Here is a 14,515-nt window from a genome sequence, read left to right on the forward strand (position 1 = left end):
ATTGAAAGCGCTCGCTGCAAAAGATATATGCTAATGCAATTGATGAGTTTTACTCCTGTGCTCGGAATGGGATTGCATGGCATTTGACGCCACATTGGATATCGGAACGAGGCTGCGGCGCTCGGGGCTGCGCCCCACGCGACAGCGTGTGGCTTTGGGCGATCTTCTCTTCGCAAAGGGCGATCGCCACCTGACGGTCGAGGAACTGCATGATGAGGCGGTCACCGCCGGCGTGCCCGTTTCTCTCGCCACGGTCTACAATACGCTGCACCAGTTCACCGAAGCCGGTCTCATCCGCGTTCTCGCTGTGGAAGGCGCCCGCACCTATTTCGACACCAACGTTTCGGATCACCGCCACTTCTTCGTGGAGGGCGAGAACGAGGTTCTCGATATTCCCGTCAATAACCTCCAGATCGACAATCTGCCGGAAGCACCCGAAGGCATGGAAATCGCCCGTGTGGACGTGGTCATCCGCCTTCGCCGCAAGCGTGGCTGAAGCCCTTTGTCCGATAACGGATGTGAAAATGGCGCCCATGGGCGCCATTTCTGTTTTCACCGGTCGTTTTATGTCACTTCATGACATCTTCTGGCCGCCTGCCTGGCTTGGCCTTGTAGGGCGGGAAAGTCCAGCCGAAGATCAGCGCTCCGGACCGGATGCCAAATGCCGTCAGAAAACCCGCCGCTGATGCGGCATAAAGCGGTGCGCCGAAAAAATAGACGACAATGAAGGTGGAGGAGCCCAAAAGCGCGCAGGTGATATAGATCTCCGGCCGCAGGAGGACGGAAGGTTCCCCGGCGAGAATATCGCGCAGTACGCCACCGAATGTCGCCGTCAAAACGCCGGTGACGATGGCGACTGTTGCGGAGCCGCTGGCGGCAAGACCCTTGGCTGCTCCCATGACGCAATAGGCGGAAAGGCCGAGCGCATCGAGCCAGATCAGCACCCGGTAACGGGATTCGAAAAGATGGGCGGTGAAGAACAGCAGCACCGCGACCGAGACGCAGACGAGAATATAGGTGGGGTTTATCACCCAGAACACTGGCGTCCTGCCCAGCACGAGATCACGCACCGTGCCGCCGCCAATGCCGGTCGCGGCTGCGAAAAACAGGAAGCCGATCAGGTCGAGCTGCTTGCGCGAGGCGGCGAGCGCGCCGGTTGCGGCAAAGACGGCGACGCCGGCATAATCGAGAAAACCTAGAAGCGTCATGAAAAGGTTCCCCCCGGAAACACGGGCGGCGAACACGTCAGTGTCGCGCAAGCACTAAACTCTAGGCTGGCCGCCCGGATGATCGCAACATCCATAACCGAAACGGATGCAAAGGAAAATGCCGTGCGAATCGCTCTCGTTGCCGCTCTTCAGGCGCTGGTTCTCTTGATGTTTCCGGTGACACTCTCGGCGCAGCAGCAGCTGGTAAGTGACCCCGAGATTTATGAAAAGGACCATTTCCGCAACGAGTGCAAGGTGGCGGCCTTCGGCGACGATTTCGTCACGCGGCTGGATATCAACAATGACGGGCTGATGGATGCCGTCGTCAATCATGGCGTTCTCGATTGCGATGGCGAAAAAGGCCGTGCCTGCGACGAAGAGGGATGCCCCTATAATTTTTACGTCCAGGTGAAAGAGGGCGGTTATCTGATGATCGCGACGGCCCGGATTTACGGTTATGATTTCATCAAGCGTTTCGGCAACATGGTTTTCGTGCTGAAGATGCACCCGCGTTATTGCGAGCGCACCGACAAGGAACCCTGCCTGATGACGGTGCGGGTGCGCGGCACGAAATTCGTCACCATCTCGCGAAAGTGACGGCGACGATCTTCACGGCGTAATCCGCCGGATTTTGACCCTTTGATTGTAGCGCTGCCGAAGCGAGCGCGGAATGATGAGGGTGGCGATGGCGACGGCGAAAACCGTGGCCGCAACCACCCACAGGGCATTGGACTGCAGCGTGGCGCCCAGAATGGCGCCGCAGATTGCGCCGCTGATCATGCCGAGCCAGGGCACGATCTGAATACCCCAGTCGAGGCTTCGTTCGCCCAGAAGAAAACGGCCAATGCCGCGGCCGAAGCGGGAAAGAGCGCCTGTCACATAGGTAAGCCCGATCGGCAGCCCCTCTATATGTTCGACGGCGGCGTTGACCATGCCCATGGCGAAAACGACGCAATAAAATTGCGCGAGAGCGGAGGCCTCGTCGCCGAGCAGCGCGGCAATGACCACCAGCGATCCCACCGCCATCAGGACGGCAAAGATGCGCCGGTCGAACTTATGCGCCACCACGATGCCGCCGGCATTGCCCGCCACGAAGGCGATGATCGCGAAAAGCAGTTTTGCGGCATGGGAATAGAGGCCGGCCTCCACCGAAACGGCAGCGCGCGTGGTGTTGCCGGTCATGAAGGACACGAAGTCGCCTGAAATATGCAAGCCCACGGCATCCGTCATGCCGGCGATGAAGGAAATGGCGGCAACCAGCGCAATTCCAGTTCCGGTCCGCCTTGCTCTGATGATACTGCGACGTCTTTGTCTGGTCATGGTAAGAGCTCGATATGGAAAAACAGCATGCCCGTGCAGAGGGCCGTGTTATCCTATGTCTAGAATGCCGGGCGGTGCGTTTGCAATCGTTCTGGAGGCGCTCGGAAGCTTCTATTTTGTCTAGACAAATATAAAATCCCTGCCTACCATGCCTCAAATAAAGCGAAAAACAACATCGCACAAAAATAAATCAAAAGGGGTTCAGATCATGAGAAAAACGTGGGTTCTCGCCACCATTGCAGCGCTCGTCTCATCCGCTTCAGCCTATGCCGAGACGTCGGTAACGATCGGCATGTCCGGCTGGACTGGTTTTGCGCCGCTGACGCTTGCCAAGCAGGCCGGCATTTTCGAAAAGAATGGCCTGAAGGTCGATATCAAGAAGATACCGCAGGCCAGCCGGCATCTGGCCCTTGCTTCTGGTGATATCCAGTGTGCCGCCACCACGGTGGAGACATGGATCGCGTGGAATGCCAATGGTGTGAAATCCACGCAGATTTTCCAGATGGACAAATCGCACGGCGCCGATGGCATTGCGGTGCGCAGCGATGTCTCGAAGATCACGGATCTCAAGGGCAAGACGGTTGCAGCGTCTGCGCCGGGCACGTCCCCTTATTTCTTCCTTGCCTGGATTCTCAAGGAGAATGGTCTGACGCTCAAAGACGTCAAAGTCGTCAACCTTGAGCCGGGACCGGCCGCGCAGGCATTCGTCGCCGGCCAGAACGATGCGGCTATGACCTATGAGCCCTATCTCTCCACCGTGCGCGCCGCGCCCGACAAGGGCAAGATTCTCGCGACGACGCTGGATTACCCCGCCGTTATGGATACGTTCGGCTGCACGCCGGATTTCCTGAAGGCCAATCCGCAGGCGGCGAAAGCCCTGGCGGATAGCTATTTCCAGGCCCTCGACCTCATCAAGTCCGACCCCGAAAAGTCCTATGAGACGATGGGAGCGGATGTGAAGCAGGCGGGCGAGGCCTTTGCCGCTTCGGCAAAGTTCCTCGAATGGCAGGACAAGGCCGCCAACCAGAAGTTTTTCGAGGGTGAATTCAAGACCTTCTCTGAAAAATCGGCCGATCTGCTGCTGGAAATCGGCGTGATAAAGTCGAAACCCGATCTTTCGACACTCGCGGATACCTCCTTCATCAAGTGACAGAAAAAGGCGGCCGCATTCCCTGCGGGGAATATTGCGGCCAAAAATAAGTGAGAGCGTCGATTTGTGCACCACGACAGGCGCACGGCGCTCTGATGGCGCGGCGAAAATGCCGCGCCGGTTTTTTAGACAGGCGACAGATGCAACCTCTTCAACCCATAACGAACAGTACGAGGATTATCCTCGGCATCCTGTTTTTCGTGCTGTTTTTTTCCGCCTGGGGCTTTGCCACGCTGGGCGGCTTCGTGTCGCCAACCTTTCTGGCCGACCCCATTACCATGCTGAAGGACGGCATCTATCTTCTGACCGATCAGGGGTTTGCCAGCGATATCGGCATGACGATCTGGCGCGTGGTGGGTGGTTTCGTGCTGGCGTCGCTCATTGCTGTGCCGGTTGGCATCGCCATGGGAGCTTATAAGCCCATCGAGGCGCTGCTTGAACCCTTCGTCTCCTTCGCGCGCTATCTGCCGGCTTCCGCCTTCGTGCCGCTGCTCATTCTCTGGGCCGGCATCGGCGAGATGCAGAAGCTGCTGGTTATCTTCATAGGTGCGGTGTTCCAGATCATCCTGATGGTGGCCGTAGCGGTTGCCGGCACGCGCCGGGATCTGGTGGAGGCAGCCTATACGCTGGGCGCGAAGGACCGGGGCGTGGTGCGCCGTGTCCTCATTCCCGCCAATGCGCCCGATATTGCCGAAATCCTCCGCCTTGTCCTTGGCTGGGCCTGGACCTATGTCATCGTGGCGGAACTGATCGGCGCTTCCTCGGGGATTGGCTATATGATCATCAACAGCCAGGCGCTGATGGCGACCGGCCAGATCATCTTCGGCATCATCGTCATCGGCATTATCGGCCTCATTTCCGATTTCGCGTTCAAATCGCTGAACCGGAAGCTTTTCGCCTGGAGGCTTGCCTGATGAGCGAACTCATTATCAAGGGCGTCAGCCGCACCTTTCCCGGTGTTCAGGGCGGGCAGCCGACGCTGGCCTTGCAGCCGACGAATCTGGAAATCCCCCGCAATGATTTCGTCACCATCCTCGGCCCGTCGGGATGCGGGAAATCAACCCTGCTGCGCATCATCGCCGGTCTCGACCGCCCGACGACGGGTGAGGTCCTTCTCTCCGGCAAGGCGGTGACGGGCCCGGGGGCGGATCGCGGCATGGTGTTCCAGTCCTATACGCTGTTTCCCTGGCTGACGATCCGCGAAAACGTCGCCTTCGGCCTGCGCGAACGCGGCGTGGCCGAGAAGGAAAAATGGGAGATCGTTGATAGCTATATCGACAAGGTAGGCCTGCGCGGCTTCGAAAACCATTGGCCGAAACAATTGTCCGGCGGCATGCAGCAGAGAACGGCGATTGCCCGCGCTCTGGCGAACGGCCCGAAAATCCTGCTGCTCGATGAGCCTTTCGGCGCTCTCGACAACCAGACGCGCGGGCTGATGCAGGAATTGCTGCTCGGTATCTGGGAGCGGGAGCAGAAGACGGTCATTTTCGTCACCCATGATATCGAGGAGGCGGTCTTCATGGCGTCGCGTGTGGTGACCATGTCCGCAAGGCCGGGCCGTATCAAGTCGATCACACCGGTCGACCTGCCGCATCCGCGCCACTACACCGTCAAGGCCAGCCCGGAATTTTCGCAGCTGCGCGCCAAGCTTACGGAGGAAATACGCAGCGAGGCGATTGCCGCCGCTGCCCATGGATAGTTGATCCGGCAAACGGGAGGATGGAAGTATCGGTATGAGGAGCACAGGCGCCGATCTTCAGGAAAAATCGCTGCACGAGCGCATCCGCAATGATGTCGAGCGCCACATCATGTCGGGTGAGTGGCCGCCGGGTTATCGTATTCCCTTCGAACACGAAATGACCCGGCAATATGCCTGTTCGCGCATGACGGTGAACAAGGCTCTCAGCGAATTGGTGCAGCGGGGCCTGATTGAAAGACGCCGGCGTCTCGGCACTTTCGTTCGCCAGCCCCATGCGCAATCGGCCGTGCTGGAGATCCATGACATTGAACGGGAGGTGCAGGCGCTCGGTCTCGTTTACGGTTATCGTCTCGACAAGCGACATCTGCGCCCTGCAGGGGAAAAAGACGGCGCAGCCATGGCCCTTGCGGCCGATGCCCCGGTTCTGGAACTCACCTGCACGCATTTTGCCGGCGGCGTTCCCTTTTGCCTTGAAGAACGCATCATCAATGCCACCGCCGTTCCTGACGCCGAATTTGCGGATTTTTCGCAGGTTGGGCCAGGAACGTGGCTGCTGAAGATGGTGCCCTGGAGCGCTGCCGAACATCGTATCAGCGCCGTTTCCGCCGACCGTAAAAATGCGATGGCGCTGGGTATCGTTTCCGGTGCGGCCTGTCTGGTCATTGATCGGCGGACCTGGCATGGGGCGGATCATATTACCCGCGTCCGGGTCACCTATCCAGGCGATCGACATGCGCTTATTGCGCAGTTTTCACCCTCACAGAACAGCTGAAGACCGTCGATCGGTCAATTTTTTGTAAAGAAGAGTTTACGGGTCGTCTTTTGGCAATATAATAGTTGTCAAAAGAACTCAGGTTTATTATCGGAACGTCAAGCTTTCACGACGGCATCCGTTGATGGCCCCGGTTTAAAATCCGGTCAATCTGCGGATGAGTTCATCGACGGAAATCCGGGATAAAAATTATGTCAGCTGAGACCTCAACTTCTTCCGCATCTTTCAACAGGGCAAATACAACATGGCATCTCTCCCTTGCCATGGCTGTCACCTTGCTGGCCGGCTTAAACGCCGGCGCGGTTTTCGCTCAGACGGCATCGGAAACCCAGATACAGCCGGCACCGCAAACGGAAGCGGCTCAGCCCGCCCAGCCGGCGGCTCCTGCAGCGCCGAGTGCTCCGGCCACCGCGCCCGTTCAGCCTTCTGCGACAGCGCCGGAACAACCGTCCGCTAGCGCACCATCGCAGCCCCCGTCAACTGAACCCGCACAGGCCCAACCTGCACCCACACAGCCCGCGACAGATACCGCGCCGCAGCCGACGCAGCCCGCGCAGACGAACCAGACGGCCGCGCCGAATGAAGCCGCGCCCCCGATAGAGCCTGTCAGCGCTGCGCCAGCAAGCGCCGAACATCGCGCGGATATCCCGCATAACCTGTCTCCATGGGGCATGTTCATGGCGGCGGACTGGGTCGTGAAGGGCGTGATGATCGGTCTTGCCTTCGCATCGCTGGTCACCTGGACGGTCTGGGTAGCAAAATCAATTGAGCTTGCGGGTGCGCGGGTGCGCGCCGGCGCGACGCTCAAGGTCATTCGCAGGGCAAAAACCTTGAACGAGGCCACCGAGGCCGTCGAGAAGAAGGGCGGCCCGGCAGCGCTGATGTTGCGTATGGCGACCCATGAAATGCAGCTTTCCGACGCGGTGGTCGAACACACGGATGGCGGCGGCATCAAGGAACGTGTCTCTTCGGCGCTGTCGCGTATCGAAACCCATGCGGGTCGCCGTATGTCGCGCGGAACGGGTGTTCTGGCGACCATCGGTTCCACCGCCCCCTTTGTCGGCCTGTTCGGCACCGTCTGGGGCATCATGAACTCTTTCATCAGCATTTCGGAATCGCAGACCACCAATCTCGCCGTTGTCGCGCCGGGTATTGCCGAGGCGCTGCTCGCTACCGCCATCGGTCTCGTCGCCGCTATTCCGGCCGTTGTAATCTACAACGTCTTCGCCCGCTCCATCACCGGATACCGCCATCTGCTGGCGGATGCCGCAGCCGGCGTGGAACGCCTTGTCAGCCGCGACCTCGATTTCCGCCGCATTCCGCCGGGCAGCGCCAGCAAGCCCGCCGTGTCGCTGGTTGGACGGTGATCGGTCATGGCTGGCGGCATTCGCGAAAATAGCGGAGACGATCTCTCCGAAAACCACGAGATCAACGTCACGCCCTTCATCGACGTGATGCTTGTTCTGCTCATCATCTTCATGGTGGCCGCACCGCTCGCCACCGTTGATGTGAATGTCGATCTGCCGGCATCCACCGCCAAACCGGCGGAGCGCCCGGAAGAGCCGCTCTATCTGACTGTCAAGGACGATCTGTCGCTCAATCTCGGCAATGATGCGGTTGCCCGCGAAGCGTTGGCGGCAGCTATCGACCGGCAGACGGGTGGCAAGAAGGATACGCGCATCTTCCTGCGCGCCGATAAAGCGGTTGATTATGGTCACTTCATGGAAATCATGAACCTGCTGAGAGATGCCGGCTATCTGAAGATCGCCCTTGTAGGGCTGGAAAACGCGACTGCCGCATCGCAGCCCGCTGCCGCTGGCCAACCAGCAGCGCCGGCGGGGCAGGGAACCGCGCCATGAGTGAAAACGGCTATCCGCAGGCCCGGCATTCCCGTCTCGGGGAAGTGACGCTGTGGTCCGCCGCGGCGGTGCTCATGCTGAGCGTTCATGCCGGGTTTGCCTATTATCTGATGCAGGAGCCGGAGGAGCTGGATGCTGGCGGGCCGCCGCCTGCCGCGATCATGATCGAAATGGCGGCGATACCGGAAGCCGTCAACACCGAAGAAACGACGCAGGCGCAGGATGTCGAAGACGCCGAAGAGGTAAAGAGCGACAGCAGCGAACCGGTGGAGGAAGCAGCCCCCGAAGAGCCGCCGCCACCGGAGCCGGTGGCGGAAACGCCGCCGCCAGAGCCCGTGCAGCCACCGGAACCGCCGGTCGAGGAGATCGTCGAACCGCAGGAAATTCCCGAGCCGGTGGAGCCGATCGATCCCGTTCAGGAACAGATGATGGCGGAACTCGAAAATGTCGAGGTTCCCTTGCCCGTCATACGGCCTCCGCCGCCACCTGTCGAAAAGAAGGTGGAAAAGAAAGAGCCGGAAGAGAAAAAGAAGGTCGAGCGCCAGCGTCCCAAACCGCAACAGGCCTCAGACTTTCGGGAAACGGCCAAGATAGAGGCTCAGCAGTCCGACCGAACGGCGGCATCGCGCAGTAATGCCGGCTCCTTCTCGTCCTCGTCCGTGTCAAATGCTGCCTGGGATGCGAAAGTGCGCTCGGCGATGCGACGGCGACTGGCCCGTTCCGCTGGAAATTCGGGAATGGCCATTACGGTTTCATTCAAGATAGACAGCGGTGGTTCCGTCGGCGGTGCGAGGATTATTTCATCTACCGGTGACTCGGCAATGGACCAGAAGCTTCTGGCCGTCATACAAAAAGCGTCCGTCTCGCCGCCGCCTCCAGGGGCAAATACGAGTTTTACGCTGCCGATTCTTTTCAAGTAAGGTGAAACAGCCCGACTGCAAAAGGGCATCCCGACTCGGGAGAGGATGGGATGCCCGGTTTATTTTCCATGTTGATTTGCAGCGACCGTATACCGCAGAGTAGGACCAATCCGTCCCATCGCATGCAAGCCAACAGGAATCACGAAAATCATGAAATTCTCAATCGCAGAGGCGGAGGATCTCGTATCCTCTATCTTTGAGCGCAACGGCGTTCTGCCGCAAAACGCCCGTTCGGTGGCGAAGGCGCTTGTCGCCTCCGAGGCGGCTGGCCAGGGTGGCCACGGTTTTCGTCGCATCCCCGTCTATGTCCGCCAGGCGCGGGTTGGAAAGGTTGATGGCAAGGCGCGTCCGGTGGCGACGCGCGTGAAGCCGGGTGTGCTCTCCATCGACGCCAATCACGGTTATGCCTATCCGGCGATCGATTGCGCCCTTGGGGAGTTGCCTGAAATGGCCCGGCAGCAGGGCATCGCGCTCGCCGCGATCCACCGCTCCCATCATGCCGGTGTTATGGCGCTGACCGTCGAGCGGCTCGCCGAAATGGGTCTTGTCGCGCTCATGTTCGCCAACGCGCCCGCATCCATGGCGCCCTGGGGCGGCAGCAAACCGCTTTATGGAACCAATCCAATCGCCTTCGCCACCCCCGTCGGCGGCGCCGATCCGCTGGTCATCGATCTCGCGCTCTCCAAGGTCGCGCGCGGGAAGATCATGGCCGCCCGCCAGAAGGGTGAAACGATCCCCGGCGACTGGGCGCTCGACCGAAACGGCCGGCCGACGACCGATCCCGAAGAGGCCATAGAGGGTACTATGGTGCCCGCAGGTGAGGCCAAGGGGGCTGCGCTGGCGTTGATGGTAGAGATCATGGCCGCTGCGATTACCGGCGGGAACTTCGCATTCCAGGCTTCTTCGCTTCTGGACGACAAGGGCGCTCCGCCCTCCCTCGGCCACACGATCATCGCCATTGACCCGGTATCGTCGGGCGGCGCGGCCTTTACCGAGCGGCTGGCGCTTATCGCCGGCGAGATCGAAAAACAGGAAAGTGTGCGTCTGCCCGGTCGTCGCAGTCAGGGTATTCGCAAACAGGCGCTGGAAAGTGGCATCGTGATCGAAAGCGATATTCTGGCCGAAATTCAATCGCTCTAAAGTCCCCACAATAATAAAACCCGGCGGGTCGAATAGGACCCGCCGGGCAAACCGTAAATGGCTGCTTTGCATCTGCGTCGATAGGGCGGGACATCATGTCCAGCCCACCTTTGGTCCGCCATCCCGCCATTGATATGGAAGGATTTTGACGCAGAAAGCCGCTCATTCGGTTTTCAGCTTACGGGAGGGGACGTTCGCGTAAGCTTGGACTTGAGCAGGTGGTGACTACGCTTCCTGTTCGATCAGGCCGCGCAGCAGTGCGATGCTGACGGCATTCAGCAGATTGGCCGCGCCCAGCCTTTGGCGCACGCGTTCAAGAGTATCCTTCACGTCTGCTTCGTCCGCACCTGTAATCAAGGCGACGTGGGAGGGATGCTTGCCTCTCGCCACCAGCCCGAGATATTGCCGCTCACGCTCCGAAAGGATGATTTCGCGTGTCTGGCGATGTTCATGCGGCGTATTTGAAGACATTTCTTTCAGCCTCAAAAGAGATTGACCTTCCCGGGGCACGATCAGGCAATGATTCATTCCCCGAAACCAGCTCGCTAACCGCTCTGTCTAGACGCGAACAGAAACGTTAGTTTCGCCAATAGGTTTCATCTGGCATCGGGAATTATGCAGTAAAAGGCCGCGGCGCGGAGCTTCCAAGCTCTGGAATGTTTTTGGCCACACCCTAGGGATATGCGGCGCTCTAATAGGCGATGTACTACGCCGATAGAATAACATCTCGCGCCAAGTTTTTCGTTTTATTGTTATGTTTCGGCACATATTGCGATGAGAGGCGACATATTTCTCAAATTAAATGCGTCATTCCGAAATATTGATACCGTAAACATGTATCATCCGGTGGAATGATGCGCGTGTTTCTTGCGAATGTCCGTCGGTGTTGCCCCGAACCAGCGGGAAACGGAACGCGAAAACGCACCTGGCGTCGAATAGCCAAGCCTGTAACTGATGTCGGATACCGGAAGATCGCTTTCCACGAGGAGTTTAAAACCGGCGTTTTTGCGAATGGCATCCTTTATCTCGTTGAGATTGGTGCCGAGCTCAGCGAGCCGCCGTTGAAAACTCCGTTCCGACAGGTTGAAATAGGGAGCGATCTCGCTGAGCGAAAGCTCGGCATCCGAGAGCCGCATCTGCATATACCGCTTCACCTGGTCGATGAAATGGGTCGCATCCGCCGATGTCTCCGGTCGCAACATGCGGCATTGCAGATTCATCAGTTCGAACAGCCGCTCATCCGTATTCGGATTGACCACATCGAGAAGCGATACCGGAAGACGCATGGTATGGATCGGCTGGGAAAAACTGACGCGCCGGGTCATTTTTTCTTTAAATAGCTGAATATTATTCGGTTTCGGCCGCTCCAGACCGATCTCGATCTGGTTGATACGATCTCCGAGAATATCACGGAGGCGCTGTACCAGGACGGCGAGCGATAAATCCACATATTGATCGCGTTTGGCAATCACCGGTGCGAAGGACCATGACAGGGTTACCTGCGTGGCATCCGTTACCATGGTGAAATTGCTGTTGTTGGTGGCGTAATAGACATGGTCCTGAAGAAAGCGCAGGAAGGCCCGTACCGTCGGCGCGCTGATCAGGCCATATCCGAACGCGCCGGATGCGCCCGCTGGAAAGGCGGAGGCGCATTGCAGGCCAAAGGCGTCGTCACCGGAAATCAGTGCGCAGGTTTCGAGCAGACGGGAAAATCTATCGAGGCTGATGCGTTCCGTCAGGCTGCTGAATGTGGCGGGATCAATATCAAGAGCCTTGCAGATGGGAGTGATATCGATGCCCCGTGAACTGGCATAATTGCTGACGCCGGCAGCCAGACCGGCCACCACACTTATCTCGTCACTGACCCTTTTTTCAGGCATCCCTCGCCTTGGCGTACCATGTTTGGAAATTGTCGCCTGATGGTAAGCCCTGAGACAGCGTTTGTCGAGCAGCCCGGCTGCGGGATTCTAAGTACGGCTGGAGCCGACACTCTGCTGCAATAGCCGCAGGATGGTTCTGCCGGCGTCTTCGATTGCGCCGCTATTATCGACGGTCGTCACGTCGAAGTCCCCGACGACCGTCAGGGAACTGCGTTCCAGCCGTCGGAGAATATCTTCCCGGCTTTCCCGTCCGCGCTGCTCCAGCCGCCTTGCCAGCACGTCCGGCTGTGCGACGATGTTCACGACCTTGAGACGGGAAAAGGCGGTGCCGAAATGGGGCAGGGCGGAACGTGACCCGTTGGCGATGACCACGTCTCCCGCGTCGAGATGATGATAGACGGCAGCTGGAATGCCGTATTTCAACCCATGTGCCTCCCAGGAAACCGCGAAGGCGCCTGCATCTTTCAGGCGATTGAATTCGTGCATCGAAACGGCATCGTGATTTTCACCGCCCGCGTCGCCGCTGCGGGTAATGACGCGACGCGTGAAGTGGAAACCCGGCCGGCCGGAAAGCTGGGTCGCCGCATAATCCATCAGCGTGTCCTTGCCGGCCCCGCTCGGCCCGACAACCACGATCATCGTACCGGGCGATTGTTCGCGCCGGTTATCCTGCCCATCGTCGGTCATGCCACGCGCTTGCCCTGACGCCAGACGGAACGGGCGACCGGCACGCCATCCTCGCGGTGAACCCGGACCAGATCGGCCCGCAATCCCGTCGCAATACGACCGCGATCAAGTAGGCCAACCGTCCGGGCGGGCGTGGCGGTGACCATGCGCAGCGCTTCCGGCAGGGTGATGGCTTCCACCTGGTCGGCAAGCAGGAACGGTGCGAAGAGCAGGCTGAACGGCACGTAGTCGGAAGAAAGAACATCCAGCACGCCGATCTCGGCGAGATCGCGGGCGGCGATATTGCCGGAATGGGACTTGCCGCGAACGATGTTCGGCGCACCCATCAGTACGCTCATGCCGGCGCTGTGTGAGGCTTTTGCGGCTTCGACGCTGGTCGGGAATTCCGCCAGCTTCACGCCGTGGCCGATCGCTTCGCCTACATGTGCTTCGGTGGCGTCGTCATGGCTCGCAACGGTGATGCCGCGTTCGGCGCAGCGGGCGGCCAGATAATCGCGGGGCTTGGTGGAATATTCCGCTGACGCGGCCTGCCGGCGCCGCACGAATTCGGCGAAGGCCTCGTCGCTCAATCCGCGCTTCTTCTGATAATAGAAGATATACTGATCCATGGACTGGAACTGGCGCTGACCCGGGGAGTGGTCCATCAGCGAAATCAGCCGTACGCGCGGATCCGTTTCGAAGTCTTCGAAATGGTCCAGTACGTCGGCGGACGCCACTTCGCAGCGCAGATGCAGCAGGTGGTCTGCGCGCAGGCGGTTCTGATCCGCCGCAGCCTCAATGGCGTCAGCCATTTCCCGCATTTCGCCCTTCTCGAAGCCGCCATCCTCATCCGAACCAAGCCGCAGGCAGTCGAACACGGTGGTGATGCCGGAGGCGGCCACCTGCGCGTCATGCGCCTGAATGGCGGCAATCTTGTCCCAGATCACGCCGGGACGCGGCGAATAATGCTGTTCCAGATGGTCGGTATGCAGTTCCACCAGACCGGGGATCAGAAAGTCACCTTCAAGGTCTTCGCCGGTTTTGGAAGCGCCCTCGCTGATATCGGCGATCTTGCCGTCACGGATCAGGACGGATCCCAGAATAATATCGTCTTCCAGAACGATACGGGCATTGGAAAGGGCGTGCTCGGTCATGGGTTCGCATCTTTCTTTGGTGGCTGGCCAAGGGGGTGCCAGCTATGAACGGTAAAGGGTGCGCCGCGCGTTTCTTCAATGAACAAAGCGAGGCCGGAAATAGTGAGAGGCTTGTCAACGAATTCGGAAAACCGCGCCGACAGCACCTCTTGCATGGCGGGCTGTTCGGTTTCATCGATGCGGCCGGTCAGCGTCATGTGAAAACGGAAATCATCCATGACATGCGGATAACCCCAGAGCGACAGATTTTGCCGCTGGCTTTCCGTCAGCATCTGTGGCCGCCGACGGGCAATATCGGTCTCCGAGAGGGGTGCACGAAACCGGTCGAAATGGTCGACGATCTCGGCGGCAAAATCCTGCAGCGGCTGATAGATGCGGTCGGGGACCAGTGCGTAAAAAGGCCCTAGCGCACCGACAACGACGCGCGGAATCTCGAAGACGGACTGGCTGGCTGCGAAATCTTCAAACGCCGAGAGCAGTTCCGCTTCGCTGTATTTTTCGGCAAGTTCGAAAGGAGCCTTCAGCGTCGCGTGGAAACCGTAGCGGCGAGGCTCCTCCGTCATCTCGGCATAGTCGTCGTGGTCGTCATGCAATGTGCCGGAAAATGCATTGCGGCCCAGCCATCGTGACGCTGCCTCGGTCAACGGATGATCTTTAGCCGGAGAAAAATAGATGGCGTAGCGCACGGCAAGCACTCTTCAGTGTCATGGGAAACCAAGGATGAGAAGCTATTTGGCGTGACTCGCC

Annotated in this window: 17 protein-coding genes; 10 read left to right on the top strand and 7 right to left on the bottom strand. The window is 59.2% G+C overall.

The features are described from left to right. The first annotated feature begins 76 nt into the window (after positions 1-76). The gene (irrA, locus tag ASB65_RS00440; RefSeq protein ID WP_060722741.1) at positions 77-496 is read left to right on the top strand and encodes an iron response transcriptional regulator IrrA; all 420 of its coding nucleotides are present in this window, start codon (positions 77-79) and stop codon (positions 494-496) included. 73 nt (positions 497-569) lie between these two features. Here the strand turns inward: irrA and ASB65_RS00445 are convergent, their stop codons facing one another. After that, on the bottom strand, positions 570-1,208 hold the full coding sequence (locus tag ASB65_RS00445; protein ID WP_003507278.1) for a trimeric intracellular cation channel family protein: 639 nt from the start codon (positions 1,206-1,208) through the stop codon (positions 570-572). Positions 1,209-1,286: 78 nt separating this feature from the next. Between ASB65_RS00445 and ASB65_RS00450 the strand changes: the two genes are divergently transcribed. After that, the gene (locus ASB65_RS00450) at positions 1,287-1,805 is read left to right on the top strand and encodes a hypothetical protein (protein WP_060722742.1); all 519 of its coding nucleotides are present in this window, start codon (positions 1,287-1,289) and stop codon (positions 1,803-1,805) included. A gap of 12 nt (positions 1,806-1,817) precedes the next feature. Here the strand turns inward: ASB65_RS00450 and ASB65_RS00455 are convergent, their stop codons facing one another. After that, complete coding sequence (locus ASB65_RS00455; protein WP_060722743.1) at positions 1,818-2,528, bottom strand: YoaK family protein; 711 nt, start codon at positions 2,526-2,528, stop codon at positions 1,818-1,820. Between the two features lie 208 nt (positions 2,529-2,736). Between ASB65_RS00455 and ASB65_RS00460 the strand changes: the two genes are divergently transcribed. The 8 genes from ASB65_RS00460 (at position 2,737) to ASB65_RS00495 (ending at position 10,068) form a co-directional block, all read left to right on the top strand. Next, entirely contained in the window at positions 2,737-3,678 is a 942-nt protein-coding gene (locus tag ASB65_RS00460; RefSeq protein ID WP_060722744.1) for an ABC transporter substrate-binding protein, read from the top strand. Between the two features lie 140 nt (positions 3,679-3,818). After that, the gene (locus ASB65_RS00465; RefSeq protein WP_003507293.1) at positions 3,819-4,592 is read left to right on the top strand and encodes an ABC transporter permease; all 774 of its coding nucleotides are present in this window, start codon (positions 3,819-3,821) and stop codon (positions 4,590-4,592) included. Next, positions 4,592-5,377, top strand: coding sequence for an ABC transporter ATP-binding protein (locus ASB65_RS00470; RefSeq protein ID WP_060722745.1), 786 nt, complete (start codon positions 4,592-4,594; stop codon positions 5,375-5,377). The genes ASB65_RS00465 and ASB65_RS00470 overlap by 1 nt, the downstream gene beginning before the upstream one ends. A 34-nt stretch (positions 5,378-5,411) precedes the next feature. Continuing rightward, positions 5,412-6,149: a histidine utilization repressor gene (gene hutC, locus ASB65_RS00475; RefSeq protein WP_060722746.1), complete on the top strand. Its 738-nt coding sequence runs from the start codon at positions 5,412-5,414 to the stop codon at positions 6,147-6,149. A gap of 191 nt (positions 6,150-6,340) precedes the next feature. Then, positions 6,341-7,516, top strand: a complete 1,176-nt coding sequence (gene exbB / locus ASB65_RS00480; RefSeq protein WP_060722747.1) for a tonB-system energizer ExbB — start codon at positions 6,341-6,343, stop codon at positions 7,514-7,516. Between the two features lie 6 nt (positions 7,517-7,522). After that, the gene (gene exbD / locus ASB65_RS00485) at positions 7,523-8,008 is read left to right on the top strand and encodes a TonB system transport protein ExbD (RefSeq protein ID WP_060722748.1); all 486 of its coding nucleotides are present in this window, start codon (positions 7,523-7,525) and stop codon (positions 8,006-8,008) included. After that, a complete protein-coding gene (locus tag ASB65_RS00490; protein ID WP_060722749.1) occupies positions 8,005-8,928 on the top strand; it encodes an energy transducer TonB family protein in 924 nt (307 codons plus the stop codon). The genes exbD and ASB65_RS00490 overlap by 4 nt, the downstream gene beginning before the upstream one ends. Positions 8,929-9,078: 150 nt before the next feature. Next, positions 9,079-10,068 (top strand): Ldh family oxidoreductase, encoded by a 990-nt coding sequence (locus ASB65_RS00495; protein ID WP_060722750.1) that lies wholly within the window; start codon positions 9,079-9,081, stop codon positions 10,066-10,068. A 225-nt stretch (positions 10,069-10,293) separates the two neighbouring features. Here ASB65_RS00495 and ASB65_RS00500 read toward each other — a convergent pair whose 3' ends face one another. From ASB65_RS00500 to ASB65_RS00520, 5 genes are all read right to left on the bottom strand, one after another. Continuing rightward, complete coding sequence (locus ASB65_RS00500) at positions 10,294-10,539, bottom strand: LuxR C-terminal-related transcriptional regulator (protein ID WP_003507304.1); 246 nt, start codon at positions 10,537-10,539, stop codon at positions 10,294-10,296. 368 nt (positions 10,540-10,907) lie between these two features. Next, positions 10,908-11,948, bottom strand: coding sequence for an AraC family transcriptional regulator (locus tag ASB65_RS00505; protein WP_060722751.1), 1,041 nt, complete (start codon positions 11,946-11,948; stop codon positions 10,908-10,910). Between the two features lie 87 nt (positions 11,949-12,035). Further along, the gene (phnN, locus tag ASB65_RS00510; RefSeq protein WP_020811012.1) at positions 12,036-12,635 is read right to left on the bottom strand and encodes a phosphonate metabolism protein/1,5-bisphosphokinase (PRPP-forming) PhnN; all 600 of its coding nucleotides are present in this window, start codon (positions 12,633-12,635) and stop codon (positions 12,036-12,038) included. After that, positions 12,632-13,768: an alpha-D-ribose 1-methylphosphonate 5-triphosphate diphosphatase gene (locus ASB65_RS00515; RefSeq protein WP_060722752.1), complete on the bottom strand. Its 1,137-nt coding sequence runs from the start codon at positions 13,766-13,768 to the stop codon at positions 12,632-12,634. Before ASB65_RS00515 ends, phnN begins: the two co-directional genes overlap by 4 nt. After that, positions 13,765-14,463, bottom strand: a complete 699-nt coding sequence (locus ASB65_RS00520; protein WP_162266765.1) for a DUF1045 domain-containing protein — start codon at positions 14,461-14,463, stop codon at positions 13,765-13,767. Before ASB65_RS00520 ends, ASB65_RS00515 begins: the two co-directional genes overlap by 4 nt. Between the last annotated feature and the right edge of the window lie 52 nt (positions 14,464-14,515).

This window comes from Agrobacterium tumefaciens str. B6, assembly GCF_001541315.1.
Classification (GTDB): domain Bacteria; phylum Pseudomonadota; class Alphaproteobacteria; order Rhizobiales; family Rhizobiaceae; genus Agrobacterium; species Agrobacterium radiobacter.